A 17,141-nucleotide genomic window follows, 5' to 3' on the forward strand; every position below is an offset into this window, starting at 1 on the left:
GTGGTGTAGGAGTGCTCTTGGGTACCTAGAGCCGAAGTGCGGTGCCACTGGATAACGACTTCGCTCATCCCCTCGCCGGAAGTCAGGGCTGCTTGCAGCAGTGGCGAAGCCTTGTCGTAGACCTTGGTGATCACAACTGGCTTGTGCACGCGCTGACCGGTTGGCTGACCGGATTGCGGGTCACGCGGGATGATCACGTCGTGGGTGAAAGCCTGAACCATCACCTGGTCTTCGTGGCCTTCCTGATAGGTGTTGCCGACGGAGTCAGCGGTGAAAGCGCCTGCAGTGATCAGGCCTTGTTTTTCGCCGGTAACCGACATGTACGCTGGTGTTGCCATGGGGTGCTCTCCTTGCGGATAAATTTAGGGTGCCCGGGAGGCGAAATCGCCCGGTGGGTGCCTGACGGTTATCAAGGAGCGTGCCAGCTTTTGTGACGTCGCCGGGAGCCGGGGGTGAAACCACGCTGAGCGCAGATTTCCGACAGTTTCGGCGGCTGATTCAGGGTGAAAGTGCGCAAGAAGTTGCGCAGTACTGCGCAACTTCTTGCGCACTTGGCTGCAGGCCTTGTGCGGCGTGGTCTTCAGAGAAGTTGAGGGCAAAATATTACGAGCATGTGCGCAACTTCTTGCGCACTAAGGCTAAGAGCTATCAGTGGCGGTTTTCGCAGGAAAATACCTCTCCCTGTGACGCTGCCGCCGACTGCGATCTTTTAATCCTTCAGCGCGATAGCCGCGCCAGGCACGCCTCGATCGAACGCTGCTGCGTCTCGGCATACAGCCCCAACTCATCAATGGTCGAACGCCCCAGCGCCTGTTCAAACGCCTGTCGGTTGGAGCGCTCGCCATAATGAGCCTGCGCGGCGTCGCCGAGGTTTGACTGAAAGATCCCGGCGGCACTCACTGGTAGGAAATCTTCGTACACCAGCGGTTCGGCTTTCACACAGCCGTCGCGCAGCAGATCCTCCAGCGACGCGTCACTAGGACTACCCGCCGCCAGTCCCTTGTCCGTGACGACATAGCGAAAGTACGCCAGCCCCTGTTCGCGCATGCCCTCGAGGCTGTCAGGAAATTCGCCAAAGTGCTGCGTCATCAGCGCGTTGTAGCGTGCGGCGTTGCCTTCGTTGGGAAAGTCGCCCAACTCATCCCGCGCGGCATTCAGCAAGCGGTCATACAGCGCACGGCCCTTGGGCGTCAGCGCAGCGCCGCGCTGTTCGATTTCGCCGAATCGCGCGCTGTGGCTGCCACGGGTTTCGCTTTGATCGGTGAAGGCGATGGGCTCGTCCAGTGCCTTGAAACTGGTCTGGCGCAGCAGGATCGGACATTGCCGGCGGGGCGGTCCCTCGATCACTGCTTTGGGCGTGATGCCGTGGGCGGGCATCTCTTCCTGCACGGTGTCGATGTCCAGCGTGCGTGGGGTCAGGTGATTGATGTGCGGGCCTTTGAACGCCACCACGTCGGCAATCAGACGATGTTGGGCGCTGAGCGTCTGATACTGCGCGGCGCTGACGGTAGCGCTGTGGTGCCAGCGAAAGGTTTCCAGCGCCTGCAAAACAAATGTCTGCGCGTCGCTCTCATTCAATCCGCCAGCGTTTTCCGCTTGTGCGATCAGGCGCAGTGCCTCAGGGGCAAAGATCGAGCGTTTGGCCAGCACCGATTCGGCAAATGCCCGCAGCTCGGGGTCTTCAATCAGTTCCAGGCGCAGCAACGAGGTAAACACCCGAAACGGGCTGACTTGCAGCGCTTCTTCGTGCACCGCGCGAAAAGCCGTTGAGTGCACCGGTACGCCCGCCGGTGTCAGGTCGTAATAGCCCACGGGCTGCATGCCCATTACCGCGAACAGGCGGGCGAGGGTGGCCAGTTCGGTCGCAGTGCCGACGCGGATGGCACCATGGCGCTCCATGTCCAGGCGCTGGATTTCGCCGGTGCTGGCAAGTTGTCGGGCGATCTCGGGCTGCCGGGAAAGCACCTCGCGATTGGTCTGTTCCACCAGTTCCATCAGCGCGCCGTACAACGGCACTTCTTCGCGGTACATGTCGGACATCGCTTTGGAGAAGCGTTGGCGGATCAGGTCGGGGCTGACGAAAGGCTGCACGGTCATGAAAAAAATTCCTGCCACGGTCACGGAATGGATGGCAGAAAAGATCGCAGCCTTTGCGCGCGCGGGCAAACGAAGAATCCTACGAACTTCATTCTGCCAACGACTGATCGACCAGTTCGATCCAGTGCGCAACCGGCGTGCGTCCGGCACTGGCGAGGTGGCTCTGGCAACCCACATTCGAGGTCACGATCAGTTCCGGGCGACCGCTCTCCAGGGCATTGAGGCGGTTGTCGCGCAACTGTCGGGCGAGCGCCGGTTGCGTCAGTGAGTAAGTGCCTGCCGAGCCGCAGCACAAATGGCCGTCGGGCACGGCAGTGAGGTTGAAACCGAGGCGCGTCAACAGCGCTTCCACCGCGCCGCCGAGTTTGAGCGCGTGTTGCAAGGTGCAGGGGCAATGCACGGCGATCCGCCGCTCGGCGGCCGCGCAGATTTGCTCAAGGGGTTCCTGCGCGAGGATCTGCACCAGATCCACCGTCATCTCGCTGACTCGCCGTGCCTTGTCGGCATACGCCGGATCAGCCTCCAGCAAATGCCCGTAATCCTTGATGAACGCGCCGCAACCGCTGGCGGTCTGCACGATGGCTTTGGCGCCGTTTTGCAGATGCGGCCACCAGGCGTCGATGTTCTGCCGGGCGCGGTCGAGGCCTTTGGCCTGGGCGTCGAGGTGATAGTCCAGCGCACCGCAGCAACCGGCTCCAGCCACCGGAGTGACGCTGATACTCAGTCGATCCAGCACTCGCGCCGTTGCGTCATTGGTGTTGGGTGAAAGCCCCGGTTGCACGCAACCTTCAAGCAGCAATACGCGGCGCGAGTGGCGTGGCAATGGGCGTGAACCTGACGTCGGCAGCTGTTGCGGCAGCTTGCTTTCAAACATCCGCGGCAACAATGGGCGGAACGTGCTGCCGACGCGCAGCAGGCCTTTGAACAGCCCGGGATTGGGCGCCAATGCCCTCAATCCCTCGCGTAACAGGCGCTGCGCCGCCGGGCGCGGTACGGCCTGATCGACCACGGCGCGGCCAATGTCGAGCAGATTGTGATAATCCACGCCGGAAGGGCAGGTGGTCTCGCAGTTGCGGCACGACAGGCAGCGATCCAGATGCAGTTGCGTCTGCGCGGTGGCCGGCGCGCCTTCAAGCACTTGCTTGATCAGGTAGATGCGCCCGCGCGGGCCGTCGAGTTCGTCGCCGAGTAGTTGATAGGTCGGGCACGTAGCGTTGCAGAATCCGCAATGCACGCAGGTACGCAGGATCTTTTCCGCTTCGGCGGCACGGGGCAATTGTCGGGATTGCTCGCTGAGGGTGGTCTGCATGCCTAGAACTCCGCGTACATCCGGCCGGGGTTGAACAGCCCTTGCGGGTCGAGTTGCGCCTTGAGTTGCCGGTGATAGCGCAGCAGTGTCGGGGCCAGTGGCTGAAAAGGCGTGTCGCTGGCGCCATGGCTGAAGCACGTGGCGTGGCCGCCCAGTTCACCGGCAATGGACTGAATGTCTTTTGCGTCAGACTTCAACCAGCGTTGCGCTCCGGCCCAGTCGATCAGCTGTGCGCCGGGCAGGGACTGTACGCCGAGATTGTTCGGCAGCGACAGGCGCCACAGCGGCAAACCCTCGTCGAAAAAACTTAGGCGTTGTTCGTTCAGGTCGCGCCAGAACAGCGAGTCCAGCGGCTCACCGCCGAGTCGCTGATGCGCGGCGGTGACCGAGCCTTCGCCGCCCTCAAGGCGCAGGTACAGACTCTCGCCGTCATGGCACGCGGCGCTGATCGGCAACGGTTGCTGGCCCCATTCGGCGAGGTTGGCCAATGCGCGTGTGCAATCGATATCGAGGCGGATGCTCAGGCATTGACGGGGTTTGGGCAGGACTTTCAGCGACACTTCGGTGAGCACCCCAAGGCAGCCGTAACTGCCGGCCATCAGCCGCGACAGGTCGTAACCGGCGACGTTTTTCATCACTTCGCCGCCGAAACGCAAGTGCTGACCAAGCCCGGTGATCACCCGAGTACCGAGAACGAAATCGCGTACCGAACCCGACCATGGGCGCCGTGGCCCGGACAGTCCGCAGGCAATCATGCCGCCCACCGTTGCACTTTCGCCGAACGCCGCGGGCTCACACGGCAGCATCTGCCCGGCGGCGTCCAGTGCCGCCAGCAGTTCGCCAAGCGGTGTGCCGGCGCGCACGCTGACTACCAGTTCGGTCGGCTCGTAACGGACGATGCCGCGATGGTTGCGGGTATCGAGCACTTCACCGGCCACCTCGCGACCGAGAAAAGCCTTGCTGTTGCCGCCCTGGATTTTCAGTGGCGTGGCATTGGCGCGTGCCGCGTTGACCTGATCGAGCAGGGCGTCGGCGCCATCGAAATCCGCCATCAGAAACGCTCCAGTTCGGGAAACGGCAGTTGTCCGCCATGAATATGCATCGCGCCGAATTCGGCGCAGCGACGCAGGGTCGGAATGTTCTTGCCGGGGTTGAGCAGACCCTGCGGGTCGAACGCCGCTTTCACCGCATGGAACAGGCTCAGTTCGGCGCTGTTGAACTGCGCGCACATCTGATTGATTTTTTCCCGGCCGACACCGTGTTCGCCGGTGATACTGCCGCCGACCTGCACGCACAGTTCGAGAATTTTGCCGCCCAGCGCTTCGGCGCGGTGCAGTTCGCCGGGCTGATTGGCATCGAACAGAATCAGCGGATGCATGTTGCCGTCGCCGGCATGGAACACGTTGGCCACGCGCAAGCCGAACTCTTCGCCAAGCCGGGCGATGCCTTGCAACACACCGGGCAATTCGCGGCGCGGAATCGTGCCGTCCATGCAGTAATAGTCGGGCGACAGCCGGCCAATGGCAGGAAACGCATTCTTGCGACCGGCCCAGAACCGCACGCGTTCGGCTTCGTCCCGCGCCTGACGCACTTCGGTCGCGCCCGCCGCCGTCATGACCTCACGCACGCGCAGGCAATCATCGTGGACGTCGGCTTCGACACCATCGAGTTCGCACAACAGAATGGCTTCGGCGTCGACCGGGTAGCCGGCGTGGATGAAATCTTCGGCCGCGCGGATGGCGAGGTTATCCATCATCTCCAGGCCGCCGGGAATGATCCCCGCGGCAATAATATCGGCGACCGCACGCCCGGCCTTTTCCACCGAATCGAAACTCGCCAGCAGCACTTTGGCGACCTGGGGTTTGGGCAGCAGTTTGACCGTGACTTCGGTGATGATCCCCAGCAATCCTTCGGAACCGGTGAACAGCGCGAGCAAATCGAAACCCGCCGAGTCGAGGGCATCGCAGCCCAGAGTCAGGCGTTCGCCTTCGATGGTCAGCACTTCGATGTTCAGCAGGTTGTGCACGGTCAATCCGTACTTGAGGCAATGCACACCGCCGGCGTTTTCGGCGACATTGCCGCCGATTGAACAGGCGATCTGCGACGACGGGTCCGGCGCGTAATACAGGCCGAATGGCGCGGCAGCCTGGGAGATCGCCAGATTGCGCACGCCCGGCTGAACCCGCGCGGTGCGCGCTGCCGGGTCGATGTGCAGAATCTTGTTGAATCGCGCCATCACCAGCAGCAGGCCTTTTTCCAGCGGTAACGCGCCGCCGGACAATCCGGTGCCGGCGCCGCGTGCGACCACCGGTACGTTCTGCTGATGGCAGAGTTTGAGCAGGGTTTGCACCTGATCGAGCCGATGGGGCAGGGCGACCAGCATCGGCGTGGTGCGATAGGCCGACAAACCATCGCATTCGTAGGGTTTCAGTTCTTCTTCGCGCCAAAGCAGATCGAGATCGGGCACCGCGTGCTGCAAGGCCTTGAGCAGTCCGGCCTTGTTCACATCCGGCAAAGGGCCGTCCAAGTGTTCGTCATAAAGGATGTTCATCTCACACCCAGCTCCCTGGATGAACACTTTCCCCTCATCACTGGGAATGTGTTGATTACATTCATGCGCGTTGATTACCCAAAAACTCGCGATACAACCGCGCAGTATTCCCCGGCTGCTCGACCATCGGCATGTGCCCGACCCCGTCCCACACATCGACCTGCAGATTGGCGATGCCCTTGCTCCAGACCGGAACACTGCTGACGTCGATCAACCGATCCTTGCGCCCCCAGAGCAGCAACGCCGGGCATTTGATGTCGGGCAGTTTCGGCTCCATCGGCGGGCTGGCGCGGAAGTCGCGGAAGATTTCTTCCAGCTCATCGCGTTGCTGTTCGTAGCGCTGGGCGATGGCGTCGAGCACCAGCCCCGGCACCCACGGCGGCGAAGCCATGGTCATGGCGTAAAAGCGGCGGAATTCCTCCCGGGAATTGATCAGAAACGGGTTGTGCCCGCGCGCCAGGTGCCGTTCCATGTCGCTGGCCTCCGGCGCGGTGACGCCCGCCGGGTCGATCAACGCCACCGAGGCGATCCGCTCGGGATACGTCGCGGCCAGCCACGCGGCGATGTAGCCGCCCATCGAATTGCCGATCACGTGGACTTTCTCCACGCCGCAGACGTCGAGCAACTGAATCATGCGCTTGGCCTGCAGCGGGATGTCGTAGCCGCCGCCGGCCTTGAAGCCGGTTTCGCCATGACCGGCCAGATCCGGGATGATCACCCGATACTGCCGGACAAAATGCCGGGAGAATCGCAGCCACAGATTCTTCTCGGCGCTGTAACCATGCAGCATCAATATCGCGCTCGATGCCTCATAAGGCCCGCCCTGCCAGGTCGACACGGTCATTTCGGCGATGGGCACTTCGATTTTGTGCAACTTGTACAACTTGGCTTCGATGGCCATGTTCAGGTCATACAGCCAATGGCCGACCGCCGGGTAACTCAACCAGCTCCAGGCCACGAAAACCGCGAGGGCGACAAACAGCACAAGCATCGACGTCTTCCTTTTACGTGTTCAGGACAGAATGTGGTCAGCCGGTTTCAGCGCCCGGGTCAACCGGTGATAGCTGAAACTGAAGCCCGGAAACATTGCGATCACATGACCGCTCTTGCTTTGATACCAACTGTGGCAGCCGCCGGACTTCCAGACCGTGCGTTCCATCTCCCGGTGAATCATCTCAGTGTAGGTACGTTCCGCTTCGGGGCGCACTTCGATGCTGCGCAGACCCTTGGCCTGCACGGTGCGGATACAGTCGAGGATGTAGTTCATCTGCGATTCGATGATGAACAGCGCCGAAGTGTGGCCAATGCCGGTATTGGGGCCGGTGACGATAAACAGGTTGGGAAAGTCCGGCAGGCTGGTGCCCAGGTACGCACGCGGGTATTGCGCCCAGACATCCCTGAGCTGTACGGCGTTTTTTCCGTAGACAGGGTAGGAAATCACCCCGTCGGTGGCGTCGTAGCCGGTCGACCAGACAATCAGATCGACATCGATGCGCTGACCGTCCTTCGTGTTGATTCCACCCTCATCGAGTGAAGCAATGCCTTGCTCGCGACTGTGCAGCGTGACGTTGGGCCGCCTGAGCGCCGGGTAATAAGTGCTGGAGACCAGTACCCGTTTGCAGCCGATGGTGAAGTCGGGGATGAGTTTTTTCTGCAGGACCGGATCAGGCACCTGACGTTTGAGAAAACGCAGGGCTTGTTGCTGCACCAGATGAATCGCCGGTTTCGAGTATTTGAAGGCGATGACCCGGGTTTCGAACTGCCAGTAGATCAACCAGCGCAGCAGTTTATAGGCCGGTTTGCGCCCGAGCAGCCAGCGCTGAAAGGGCCCGAAAACACGGTCGGCGCGGGGCAGCACCCAATGCGGCGTGCGCTGAAAAACGTGCAGATGCTCCACCTGCGCGGCAATCGCAGGAATCACCTGCGCAGCGCTGGCTCCGCTGCCGACGATGGCCACGCGCTTACCGCGATAGTCGTAGCTGTGATCCCAGTTGTTGGTGTGAAAGCTCTTGCCCTGAAAGCGTTCCTGACCGGGGAAATGCGGAATCACCGGTTGGCTCAGCGGGCCGGTGGCATTGATCAGGAACTGCGCATAAAAAGTGCCCTTGGCGGCGGTGTGAACGGCCCAGCGCTTTTGCGTGTCATCCCACTCGATGCGCTCGACATTGGCCTGCAGTTCGACACGCTCGCGCAGGCCGAATCGCTCAATCACATGTTCGGTGTAGCGATGCAGTTCAGCTTGTCCTGCGAACATCTGTGACCAGCGGTACGGCGCGAACGACAGCGAATACAGCGGCGACGGCACGTCCACCGCGGCGCCGGGATAGGTGTTCTGGCACCAGGTGCCGCCGAAGAAGTCCCGCCGTTCGAGCAAGCGAAAATCGTCAATCCCGGCCTTGAGCAAGTTGACGGCCGCACATTGGCCGCCAAACCCGCTGCCGATGATCAACACTCGATAAGTCTGCATGGGCCTCCTTCTTATAGTTGTTTTTCCGTTTTGCTCCTTTCATGTATAGCCAAATATTCGCACTGTGGGGCGCTATTCAGCCCGCTGGCCGGTGATGGCTATTTAACGTCGCCCTGATAGACTCCCAGCACATCCGTCCTGCGGTGCGCGCACGTCCGTCGAGTGATCGAGGCCCTTATGGGAAACACGGGAGGAAAGGGACTTTCATTGGCCAGGAGGCTTTATACATCGCGAACCCTCGGGCTGTTGCTCGGGCTTTTGTGCGTGAGTGCCGCGATGTACCCGCTCGATCCACCGCTGTGGGTCTGGGCGCTGATGTTGTTCAATGGCCTGGTCTGGCCGCATCTGGCCTTTCAATGGGCGCGTCGTTCGAGTGTGCCTTATCACGCCGAACACCGGAATCTGCTGATCGACGCCTTTCTCGGTGGCCTCTGGGTCAGCGCCATGCAGTTCAATCCGCTGCCCAGCGCCACGACCATTTCGATGATGGCGATGAACAACGTGGCCATTGGCGGGGTGCGCTTTCTATTGGCAGGTCTGGCCGCGCAATTGCTCGGTGTTGGCGTGGGGCTGGTGGTTTTTGCCCCGGCATTCATCCCGGCCACTTCGCCGTTGCAACTATATGCCTGCCTGCCGCTGCTGATGCTTTATCCGCTGGCGCTGGGCTGGATCTGTTTCCGCCAGGCTTACACCCTCGGTCAGCACAAGCGTGAGCTGCTGGCGTTGAGCCGCACTGACAGCCTCACCGGGCTGCTCAACCACGGTGCCTGGAAGGATCAACTGGAAATCGCCTTCCAGCGCTGCAAACGGCAGAAGCAGGGCGCGGCCATTGCACTGATCGACATCGATCATTTCAAGGCGATCAACGACACGTACGGCCATGTGGCCGGTGATATCGTGCTGCGGCAGTTGAGCAAAATGCTCAAACAGAACCTGCGCGCCACCGATGTCGCCGGGCGCTACGGTGGCGATGAGTTCTGCGTGATTCTGCCGGAGCTGCCGCTGTTCAACGCCGCCCAGGCCATGGAAGCCTTGCGCGAGCGTTTCGCCACGCTGGGTTATGAGCAGAATCCGGCGCTGAAAGTCAGCCTGAGTATCGGGCTGGCGGCCTACGACCCTGCTCACGCCGATGCGACGCGCTGGCTCAACGATGCCGATCAGGCGCTGTATGAAGCCAAGGCCGGCGGACGCAATCGGGTCATCTGCAATTGCGATAACACGCCGAGGCATGAACTGCTCGATCCACTCTTTATTCCTTGACGCTCATGTATTCCTTGGCCCAGAGAATGTATTCCTCAGGTTGGGTATAGGTGTGCGTCAGTTCGGTCGCGCTCAGGTCGGATGCCTGGGTGAAGATCTGCCGCTGTTCGCGCAGGCTGTCGTAAGTGGCCTTGATCGCCGCAAAGTAAGCGCCGTGGCCGTCGATGGTCACGCGCACGCCCAGTTCGGCCAGACGTTTGTCATCGCGCAGCGCCGGGTTGCCGTAGGTGACGAGCATCAGCGGCACGGTCAGGTGCTCGGCAATCTGCTCGAGCTGATCGAAGTCCTGCACGCCGACCATGCAGATGCCATCGGCGCCGGCAGCCTGGTACTGGCGAGTGCGGCTGATGATTTCCTGATTGGGCAGAATGCCGGCGTTGGTGCGGGCGATGATTGCCATTTCCGAGTCGACCCGGGCTTCCAGCGCCGCACGGATCTTGCCGACACCTTCGGCGACGGAGATCAGGTCGGTGGACTTGCGGCCGAATTGCGCGGGCAGCAAGGTATCTTCGATGGTCAGGGCGGCGACGCCGGCGCGTTCCAGCTCGACGATGGTGCGCATCACGTTGAGGGCGTTGCCGTAGCCGTGGTCGGCGTCGGCGATCACCGGCAGTTGCGCGACACGGCCGATGCGGGTGGCCTGTTCGGCGAACTCGCTGAGGGTGATCAAAGCAAAGTCCGGAGCGCCCAATACCTGCAACGATGCCACCGAACCCCCGAGAATCCCCACTTCAAAACCCAGGTCAGCGGCGATTCTGGCGGACATCGGGTCAAACACCGAGGCGGTGTGATAGCAGGTGTCGGAAGCCAGCAACTGACGGAAGTTACGGCGCAAATCTTGATGAGAAAGCCTGGACATACGAGTTCCACCAATACAAAGGAATGGAAAGGCTTGAGCAAATGTGTCAACGCCGAAGGATGAAAAGGCTATCACGCGAATGGGTCAAGGATCATGACGAATTTGCGAGCTGACGCGGAGTATTGCGCCGAGAAGGGATGTTTTAGATGAAAGGATTCAGCATTGGCCTGAATAATTTCTTTCTACCGAGGATGCTTGCTGTGGTGAGTGGATAAATCCCCTCGCCACAGTAGCTCCCCGTCATGCGGCGGCTGCTTGCTGCTGTTGATTGGGCAACATCACCGCACGTACCGAGTTGCCCGGTTGCAGTTGCAGGCGTTTCGCCGTCTGCCGGTCGATGACCAGGCTGCTGCCGACCCGACGTGCTCGGGCGACGGTGATGCGGCAGTTTTCCAGGCGCCGGTTGTGGATCAGCCACAGCGGTGCCTGTTCGTCCGGGGTGCCGATGCTCAGGGCCAGTTCCAGGCTGTCGCGCACGGTGCGAATGCTGCGGATCGGCGCTTCGATCACCGGGCCACCGTCGAAAATGTCGATGTAGCCTTTATGCGCAAATCCTTCGGCCTGAAGAATCTTCAGGGCCGCTTCAGTGTTGGGGTGTGGCTGGCCGATCGCCGCTTGCGCCTGTTCAGTGAGCAGGCAGGTATACAGCGGTTGGCGCGGCATCAGTTCGGCGATGAAGGATTTGTTGCCCAGCCCCGACAAGTGATCGGCGTGGGTGAAGTCCATCTGGAAGAAGTGTCGGCCCAAACTGTCCCAGAACGGCGAGCGGCCCTGTTCATCGGCACTGCCACGCAACTCGGCGATCATCTTCTCGCCAAACAGGTGCGGAAACTCGGCCACGAACAACAAACGCCCCAGCGAGAGCAGGCGGCCATTGCTGCCGTGACGCTGGTCATGGCCGAGAAACAGTGAGCACAGCTCCGATTGACCGGTCAGTTCGTTGTTGAGGAACAGCGTCGGAATCTGCCGTTGAATCCCCAGATCAGGCGCCGAACTGACGGTCAGCCCGACCCGATAGTTGTACCAGGGTTCACGCAGGCCCACCGCCCCGGACATTGCGCTGACACCCACGACGCGCAGGTCATCGTCTTCGAGCACGAACAGATAGTCGGCGTCGGCACGCTCCACCTGTTCGGCGAACGCACGTTGCGCCCAGCGCACCCGGTGGGCCAGACGATCTTCGTTGGCCGGCAGGGTAGTGAACCCCGGGCCGGCCTGTTGCACCAGCGCCATCAGTGCTGGCAGGTCGTTGACTTTGACCGGACGGACAATCATGCGGTAACTCCTTCGGTGCACAGGCAGCGGCGCTGTCGTTGGCGGCGATTCACAGGGCGATCAGCCGGACGCTGGCGCCATCGCTCACCTGCAGTGCCGCGCAGAGGGCAGGGGTGAGGGCCAGCGGTTGATCCGGCAGATAGTCGAGTTCGGCAACAACGGCGCGGAAGCCGTGCAGGGCATCGTTGCTCAGCAGATATCGGCCACGGGCGTCGATCTGCGGCTGTTGCTCGACAGGCAGCGACGCGCTGCGCGCAATCGAGCGGATGTTTGCTGTGCGGGCATACAAGGTCGGGCCGGCATCGAACAGATCGATGTAGCTGTTGGTTTCAAAACCTTCACGCTCAAGAATGTCGAACGCTTCCTGGCCGTCCGGGTGAATGCGCCCGATGCATTCCTGCGCCGCTGGCGGCAGCATCGGCACGTAAATCGGGTATTGCGGCATCAGTTCGGCGAGAAAACTGCGGCTTTGCAGGCCACACAGCCGTTCCGCCTCAACGTAGGGCAGGTCGAAGAAGTGCTTGCCCAGCGCATCCCAGAACGGTGAGTGGCCGTTCTCGTCGCTGTAGCCGACGATTTCGGTAATTACCGCGTCGGCAAAGCGCTGCTTGTGGGCGGCAATGAACAACAGCCGTGCCCGTGACAGCAATTCGGAAGAAGGCGTGCGCACCAATGCTGAGTCGATGTGGAAGCCGCGTAGCAGCGTGTGATCGTTGAGGTCGTGGCACAGTGACAACGCCGGCACGCCATGTTCGATGTTCAGCTCTCGAGAAGCGCTGGTGTAGTGGCGATTGCGCAGGCTGTAGAACGGCTCATTGAACCCGGCAGTGGCCAGAATCTCCGAGCAGCCGAGCAAACGTTGATTGTCTAGATCTTCCATTACGAAGAAATAGTTTTCCGGGCCAGGCGCTGCGGCATCGCTATCAAAGGAGGCGCAGGAAGCGGCGATTTTCTCGCGCAGCCGTTCGCTGTCGTCGGGCAAAGACGTCACACCCACCAGACTGTCGCGGGCCAGTTGTTGCAACTGCGGCAGGTCGGTTGGCTCGACTGGGCGTAAGACCAGCATGGATGCACTCCTGTATCAAAGGGTTCGGCGCATTTGCCGAACCTGACTATCACTGTCGGTTTCCACGCGTTAAATCGGCGGTCGCCTGATTTGTTGTCAGACGCCGCTCTTTTTCTTGTCAGCCGTTGCTCGGGTCGGGCAACGCGGCACGGCTGCCGAGCTTGTTGAGGCACAACAGATAGACCACGCCCAGACCGATCCAGATCAGGCCGAGCTTCTGAGCAGCAACGCCCATGTTGTACATGATGGCCGCGACGATGATGAAGCCGATCACCGGGCAGATCAGATGGCGCACCACCTGACCGGACTTCTGCCGACGCCAGTAGTAGTTGATCACTGTCAGGTGCAGCAGCATGAACCCACTGAGGGCGCCGAAGTTGACCAGCGAGGTCAAGGTGTCGACCGAGTTGATGAACAGGTAGCAGATCACCAGCGACAGCACCGCCACCAGATAAATGCTCATGTACGGCGTGTTGTGTTTCGGGTGCACCCTGGCGAGGATTTTCGGCAATTTGCCGTCGCGGGCCATGCCGAACAGCAGGCGCGACACCGCCGATTGCGAAGTCACGGCCACGGCGATGCCCCAGGACAATGCGGTGGTGATTGCGGTCAGGGTGGCGAGCCAGCTGCCGGCCGCGAGTTCGGCAATTTCGTAAAACGCGGTGTCGGCCGATTTGAAGCCCAGGCCTGCCGCCAGATCGGTGGCAATCCAGGTTTGCACAACGAAGATCGCGCCCATCACCACCAGCGTAATCAACGCTGCCTTGCCGACGCTGCGGCCCGGGTCGCCCTTGATCTCTTCGGCGAGGGTGGAAATTGCATCGAAACCGAGGAACGACAGCACTGCGATCGACACCGCTTGCATCAGCAGGGCGAAGTTAAAGGTTTCCGGGTGATAAAGCGGCGCCAGCGTCAGGCCGCCGTTACCTGCACCGTTGTGCAGGGCGTTCCAGGCGTAGAACAGGAAGATACCCAGTACCACCAGCTGTGCCAGCAGGAAGATGATGTTCATCCGTGCGGTGAAGGTGATGCCGCGCAGGTTGACGAAGGTCGCACTGACCAGGAAGGCCAGAATGAAGCCGACCTTTGGAATGTCCGGGTACAAATGGTTCAGCGCCATGGCCGCGTACACGTAGAGCAGCGGCGGAATCAGCAGATAGTCGAGCAGCATCAGCCAGCCGGCGATGAAACCGACGTGTTGATTGAGGCCGCGTTGCGCGTAGGAATACACCGAGCCGGCCACCGGAAAGGCGCGGGCCATGCTGCCGTAACTCAGGGCCGTAAAGACCATCGCCACCATGCCGATGATGTAGGCCAGCGGCACCATCCCCGGTGCTTCGGCGTTGACGTAGCCATACACGCCGAACGGGGCGATGGGGATCATGAAAATCATCCCGTAGATCACCAGATCGGTCAGCGTCAGGCTGCGTTTAAGCTCCTGCTTGTAGCCGAATTCTTCTATTTCCATGAAGCGCAACTCCTTGTCAGCCAATCAGTCGTTTTAGTTGTTATATCGGTCCGTCGTTTACAGCATCAGCAGTCGTTCTTACAGCAATGGCGCGAGGTATCCGGCCCAGCGCGTTACGGCTTCGGGGCTGCGCAGCAGGTCGTTTCGCACCTCGATCAGCACCGAGTCCAGGCCGCGGGCATCGCCGTGCACCGGCACGGTCATGTCGCCCAGCGGGTCAATCTTGTAGGGCTGGTTGCCCGCCACTTTCAGTGGATGTTGCTCCAGGCCTGCGAGCAGTCGTTGCGCGTAAGCTTTGGCCTGACCGAACAACACGCCGACTTCCACCGCACGCGGCTGGCCGTAATACACCGGGGTAAAACTGTGAATCCCGACCACCCGTACCGGCTGGCCCTTGGCGATGCGTTCGTCGATCAACGTCTGCAAGCGCGCATGAAACGGTTTGAACAGTGTCTGGCGCCGGTACTCACGGGTGGCTTCGTCCAGCTCGCGATTGCCCGGCACTTGATAAATCTCGCTCTGCGCCGGGATGCTGTCCGGCGCATGGCGTGGTCGATTGAGGTCGATCAGCAGTCGCGAATAGTTGGCGCTCAATAGTGTGGCGCCCAGTGTTTGCGACAATTGCTCGGCCAGTTCCAGCGCACCGATGTCCCAGGCGATGTGCTCGCCGGCCGCGACATCGTCCAGGCCCAGATTGTTCAGGGCCTCTGGGATGTAGCGGCTGGCGTGTTCGCACACCAGGATCAACGGATGGTTCGAATCTTCGCGACTCAAGTTGTAGACCGGTCGGGTGTACAACCCAAGCTCGGCAGATTCAGTACACGCGTGCATAGTGCTCACACAGGTCAGCGATCGAGTGCTGTTCCGTCAGCGCCAGTTCCTCGGTTTTAAGGGCGAAATAACTGTCGAGCAACGGCTTGGGCAGCCATTCGTTGAGGGCGCCACTGTCACGCAGGCAATCCAGTGCCTGTGCCAGTGAGCCGGGCAGGGCAACGATGCCCCGTGCCTTGCGTTGCTCGTCGTTAAGTGAATCGGGAATTTCATTGGTGATGGCGTTCAGCGCCAGACGCTGCTCGATGCCCAGACGTCCGGCAATCAGCAGTGCCGCCATTGCCAGATGCGGCGAAGCGGTGGCGTCCATGGCGCGGAATTCCAGGTTGTACTGTGCGGCCACGGGTTTGCTGCCCAGCGTCACGGTCGGGCAGATTCGCAGCGCCGCTTCACGGTTCTGCTGCCCCAGACACGCGTAGGACGCGCTCCAGTGGTGTGGCTGCAGGCGCTCGTACGACAACGGTGTCGGCGCGGTGATCGCGCACAGTGCCGGCAAGTTATGCAGGATGCCGGCGGCCCAATGCTGGCCAAGGCTGGACAAACCGTTGCTGGTGCCGGCGTCGTAGAGCATCGGCTGGCCGGCAAGGTCGAGCAGGCTGACGTGCAGGTGGACGCCGTTGCACATCGCGTCGGCAGCGGATTTTGGCGAAAAGCTTAGATCCAGGCCCATTTGCCGGGCGATTTCACGGGCGATCTCGCGCACGTTGACCGCACGATCCGCCGCCGCGACACCCAAGGCCGGGCGACAGGTGATTTCGTATTGATGCTTGCCGTATTCGGGCAGGAACATTTCCGGTTCGACGCCGCCGGCGCGCAAGGCGCTGAGCAGCCAGCCACCGAAACCTGCACCCTGACGCTGGGCTTCGAGGGAGAACGCCGGCGGTTCGGCGGCGTCGGCGTGCAGATTGAATTCGTGTTCGAACGCCGCGTTGACCTGCAGCCCCAATTCATCTCGATAACGTTCGACTTCATCGCGCAGCAGCGTGCGGGGGCAGGCGCCGAACGGGCGACCATCGGTTTCGCGCAAGTCGCCGTGGATGAAATCCAGCGGCGGCGCATCGGCGTCCGGGCCGTTGGCGACGGTGACGCGGCTGCTCAGATCGGGGATCAGACGCAAGTCACCATAGGCGCCCCACGGGCTGGTCGAGGCGATGGAGTCTTGTGGGGTCAGGGCGCTGTTGGCCGGCACCCAGCCGATGCCGGCAGCCTGATAATGCTCGAGTTCATCGGTGGGAAACGAACGGCCCCGGGTGATGCCGGTCAGGTCGGTAGTGACCACGGTGGTCATCGGCAGCGGCGTCAGGCGTGCGCTCATGGCTGCATCTCCTGCAAGCGGCCGAGCACGGTGTCGGTGTCGGTGATCCAGCAGTAACCCTTGATCGCATTGAGGCAGGCTTGATGACGTTCGGCGGTGTGGGTGGCGCAGGCGTCTTCCACCAGTGTCACCAGATAGCCGCGGTCGGCGGCATCGCGTACGGCCATGTCAACGCACTGGTCGGTGACGATGCCGGCGATGATCAGGTGACGGGTTTGCAGATTGCGCAGCACGTAGTCGATGTTGGTTGAGTTGAAGACCCCGGACGAGGTCTTCGGCAAAACGATTTCGTTCTCGGTCGGGGTCAGCTCAGGAATGATTTGCGCCTGCGGACTGCCTTTGGGCAGGTGCATGTCCGACAGCTTGTGATCCAGCGAACGGTCGCGACCGTCGGCGGTCAGGCTTTCGATGTGGGTGTGCAGCACGTTCTGCCGTGCTTCGCGAAAGGCACTGAGCAACCGCTGCTGGTTGGGCACCACCTGCGAGCGCACGCGATTCAGAAAGTAGGTGGCGTCCGGGCCTGTGAGGTGCGGGTCGAACTGCGGGTCGAGCCAGGCGCACTGCATGTCCACCAGCAACAATGCGGTGTGATCGGTGACAAACGGCAAATCCCGTGGTGAGCGGTGGGGAAGGCTGAACATCC

General features: G+C 61.4%; 15 protein-coding genes. 1 reads left to right on the forward strand and 14 read right to left on the reverse strand.

The annotated features are described in order from the left end of the window. The 7 genes from F2P67_RS10370 to F2P67_RS10400 all read right to left on the reverse strand — a co-directional run. Positions 1 to 338, reverse strand: a 338-nt coding sequence (locus F2P67_RS10370; protein ID WP_166220013.1) for an Hcp family type VI secretion system effector, incomplete at its 3' end; no start/stop codon positions are given. 379 nt (positions 339 to 717) lie between these two features. Then, positions 718 to 2,097, reverse strand: a complete 1,380-nt coding sequence (hglS, locus tag F2P67_RS10375; protein ID WP_166220015.1) for a 2-oxoadipate dioxygenase/decarboxylase HglS — start codon at positions 2,095 to 2,097, stop codon at positions 718 to 720. Between the two features lie 88 nt (positions 2,098 to 2,185). Continuing rightward, a complete protein-coding gene (glcF, locus tag F2P67_RS10380; protein WP_166220017.1) occupies positions 2,186 to 3,406 on the reverse strand; it encodes a glycolate oxidase subunit GlcF in 1,221 nt (406 codons plus the stop codon). A 2-nt stretch (positions 3,407 to 3,408) separates the two neighbouring features. After that, on the reverse strand, positions 3,409 to 4,458 hold the full coding sequence (gene glcE, locus F2P67_RS10385; RefSeq protein ID WP_166220019.1) for a glycolate oxidase subunit GlcE: 1,050 nt from the start codon (positions 4,456 to 4,458) through the stop codon (positions 3,409 to 3,411). Next, positions 4,458 to 5,957, reverse strand: coding sequence for a glycolate oxidase subunit GlcD (gene glcD, locus F2P67_RS10390; protein ID WP_166220021.1), 1,500 nt, complete (start codon positions 5,955 to 5,957; stop codon positions 4,458 to 4,460). Before glcD ends, glcE begins: the two co-directional genes overlap by 1 nt. A gap of 61 nt (positions 5,958 to 6,018) precedes the next feature. Further along, positions 6,019 to 6,948: an alpha/beta fold hydrolase gene (locus F2P67_RS10395; RefSeq protein WP_166220023.1), complete on the reverse strand. Its 930-nt coding sequence runs from the start codon at positions 6,946 to 6,948 to the stop codon at positions 6,019 to 6,021. A gap of 21 nt (positions 6,949 to 6,969) precedes the next feature. After that, positions 6,970 to 8,424 carry a flavin-containing monooxygenase gene (locus tag F2P67_RS10400; RefSeq protein ID WP_166220024.1) on the reverse strand — a complete coding sequence of 485 codons (1,455 nt, stop codon included), beginning with the start codon at positions 8,422 to 8,424 and terminating at the stop codon, positions 6,970 to 6,972. 177 nt (positions 8,425 to 8,601) lie between these two features. On the opposite strand from F2P67_RS10400, the gene F2P67_RS10405 reads away from it, so the two are divergent. Beyond that, the gene (locus tag F2P67_RS10405; RefSeq protein ID WP_166220025.1) at positions 8,602 to 9,684 is read left to right on the forward strand and encodes a diguanylate cyclase; all 1,083 of its coding nucleotides are present in this window, start codon (positions 8,602 to 8,604) and stop codon (positions 9,682 to 9,684) included. On the opposite strand, the gene F2P67_RS10410 is transcribed toward F2P67_RS10405, so the two are convergent. From F2P67_RS10410 to F2P67_RS10440, 7 genes are all read right to left on the reverse strand, one after another. Next, positions 9,674 to 10,543: an isocitrate lyase/PEP mutase family protein gene (locus F2P67_RS10410; RefSeq protein WP_166220026.1), complete on the reverse strand. Its 870-nt coding sequence runs from the start codon at positions 10,541 to 10,543 to the stop codon at positions 9,674 to 9,676. The two genes, F2P67_RS10405 and F2P67_RS10410, sit on opposite strands and share 11 nt — an antisense overlap. Positions 10,544 to 10,783: 240 nt before the next feature. After that, positions 10,784 to 11,818: an arginine N-succinyltransferase gene (gene astA, locus F2P67_RS10415; RefSeq protein ID WP_166220027.1), complete on the reverse strand. Its 1,035-nt coding sequence runs from the start codon at positions 11,816 to 11,818 to the stop codon at positions 10,784 to 10,786. A gap of 49 nt (positions 11,819 to 11,867) precedes the next feature. Then, a complete protein-coding gene (locus tag F2P67_RS10420) occupies positions 11,868 to 12,884 on the reverse strand; it encodes an arginine N-succinyltransferase (RefSeq protein WP_166220028.1) in 1,017 nt (338 codons plus the stop codon). Between the two features lie 118 nt (positions 12,885 to 13,002). Further along, the gene (locus F2P67_RS10425) at positions 13,003 to 14,352 is read right to left on the reverse strand and encodes an APC family permease (protein WP_166220029.1); all 1,350 of its coding nucleotides are present in this window, start codon (positions 14,350 to 14,352) and stop codon (positions 13,003 to 13,005) included. A gap of 78 nt (positions 14,353 to 14,430) precedes the next feature. After that, positions 14,431 to 15,183: an N-formylglutamate amidohydrolase gene (locus tag F2P67_RS10430; RefSeq protein ID WP_166220030.1), complete on the reverse strand. Its 753-nt coding sequence runs from the start codon at positions 15,181 to 15,183 to the stop codon at positions 14,431 to 14,433. After that, the gene (locus F2P67_RS10435; protein WP_166220032.1) at positions 15,167 to 16,498 is read right to left on the reverse strand and encodes a glutamine synthetase; all 1,332 of its coding nucleotides are present in this window, start codon (positions 16,496 to 16,498) and stop codon (positions 15,167 to 15,169) included. The genes F2P67_RS10430 and F2P67_RS10435 overlap by 17 nt, the downstream gene beginning before the upstream one ends. Further along, positions 16,495 to 17,139 (reverse strand): cysteine hydrolase family protein, encoded by a 645-nt coding sequence (locus F2P67_RS10440; RefSeq protein WP_166220034.1) that lies wholly within the window; start codon positions 17,137 to 17,139, stop codon positions 16,495 to 16,497. Before F2P67_RS10440 ends, F2P67_RS10435 begins: the two co-directional genes overlap by 4 nt. Positions 17,140 to 17,141: the final 2 nt, after the last annotated feature.

It is taken from the genome of Pseudomonas atagonensis (assembly GCF_011369485.1).
GTDB classification, from domain to species: Bacteria; Pseudomonadota; Gammaproteobacteria; order Pseudomonadales; family Pseudomonadaceae; genus Aquipseudomonas; species Aquipseudomonas atagonensis.

What these genes read in the sequence shown, in the direction of transcription:
- F2P67_RS10425 (WP_166220029.1), bottom strand. Translation starts at nt 14,352, where the DNA reads ATGGAAATAGAAGAATTCGGCTACAAGCAGGAGCTTAAACGCAGCCTG.
- F2P67_RS10405 (WP_166220025.1), top strand. Translation starts at nt 8,602, where the DNA reads ATGGGAAACACGGGAGGAAAGGGACTTTCATTGGCCAGGAGGCTTTAT.
- F2P67_RS10420 (WP_166220028.1), bottom strand. Translation starts at nt 12,884, where the DNA reads ATGCTGGTCTTACGCCCAGTCGAGCCAACCGACCTGCCGCAGTTGCAA.
- F2P67_RS10395 (WP_166220023.1), bottom strand. Translation starts at nt 6,948, where the DNA reads ATGCTTGTGCTGTTTGTCGCCCTCGCGGTTTTCGTGGCCTGGAGCTGG.
- glcD (WP_166220021.1), bottom strand. Translation starts at nt 5,957, where the DNA reads ATGAACATCCTTTATGACGAACACTTGGACGGCCCTTTGCCGGATGTG.
- F2P67_RS10440 (WP_166220034.1), bottom strand. Translation starts at nt 17,139, where the DNA reads ATGTTCAGCCTTCCCCACCGCTCACCACGGGATTTGCCGTTTGTCACC.
- F2P67_RS10430 (WP_166220030.1), bottom strand. Translation starts at nt 15,183, where the DNA reads ATGCACGCGTGTACTGAATCTGCCGAGCTTGGGTTGTACACCCGACCG.
- astA (WP_166220027.1), bottom strand. Translation starts at nt 11,818, where the DNA reads ATGATTGTCCGTCCGGTCAAAGTCAACGACCTGCCAGCACTGATGGCG.
- glcF (WP_166220017.1), bottom strand. Translation starts at nt 3,406, where the DNA reads ATGCAGACCACCCTCAGCGAGCAATCCCGACAATTGCCCCGTGCCGCC.
- hglS (WP_166220015.1), bottom strand. Translation starts at nt 2,097, where the DNA reads ATGACCGTGCAGCCTTTCGTCAGCCCCGACCTGATCCGCCAACGCTTC.
- F2P67_RS10410 (WP_166220026.1), bottom strand. Translation starts at nt 10,543, where the DNA reads ATGTCCAGGCTTTCTCATCAAGATTTGCGCCGTAACTTCCGTCAGTTG.
- F2P67_RS10400 (WP_166220024.1), bottom strand. Translation starts at nt 8,424, where the DNA reads ATGCAGACTTATCGAGTGTTGATCATCGGCAGCGGGTTTGGCGGCCAA.
- F2P67_RS10435 (WP_166220032.1), bottom strand. Translation starts at nt 16,498, where the DNA reads ATGAGCGCACGCCTGACGCCGCTGCCGATGACCACCGTGGTCACTACC.
- glcE (WP_166220019.1), bottom strand. Translation starts at nt 4,458, where the DNA reads ATGGCGGATTTCGATGGCGCCGACGCCCTGCTCGATCAGGTCAACGCG.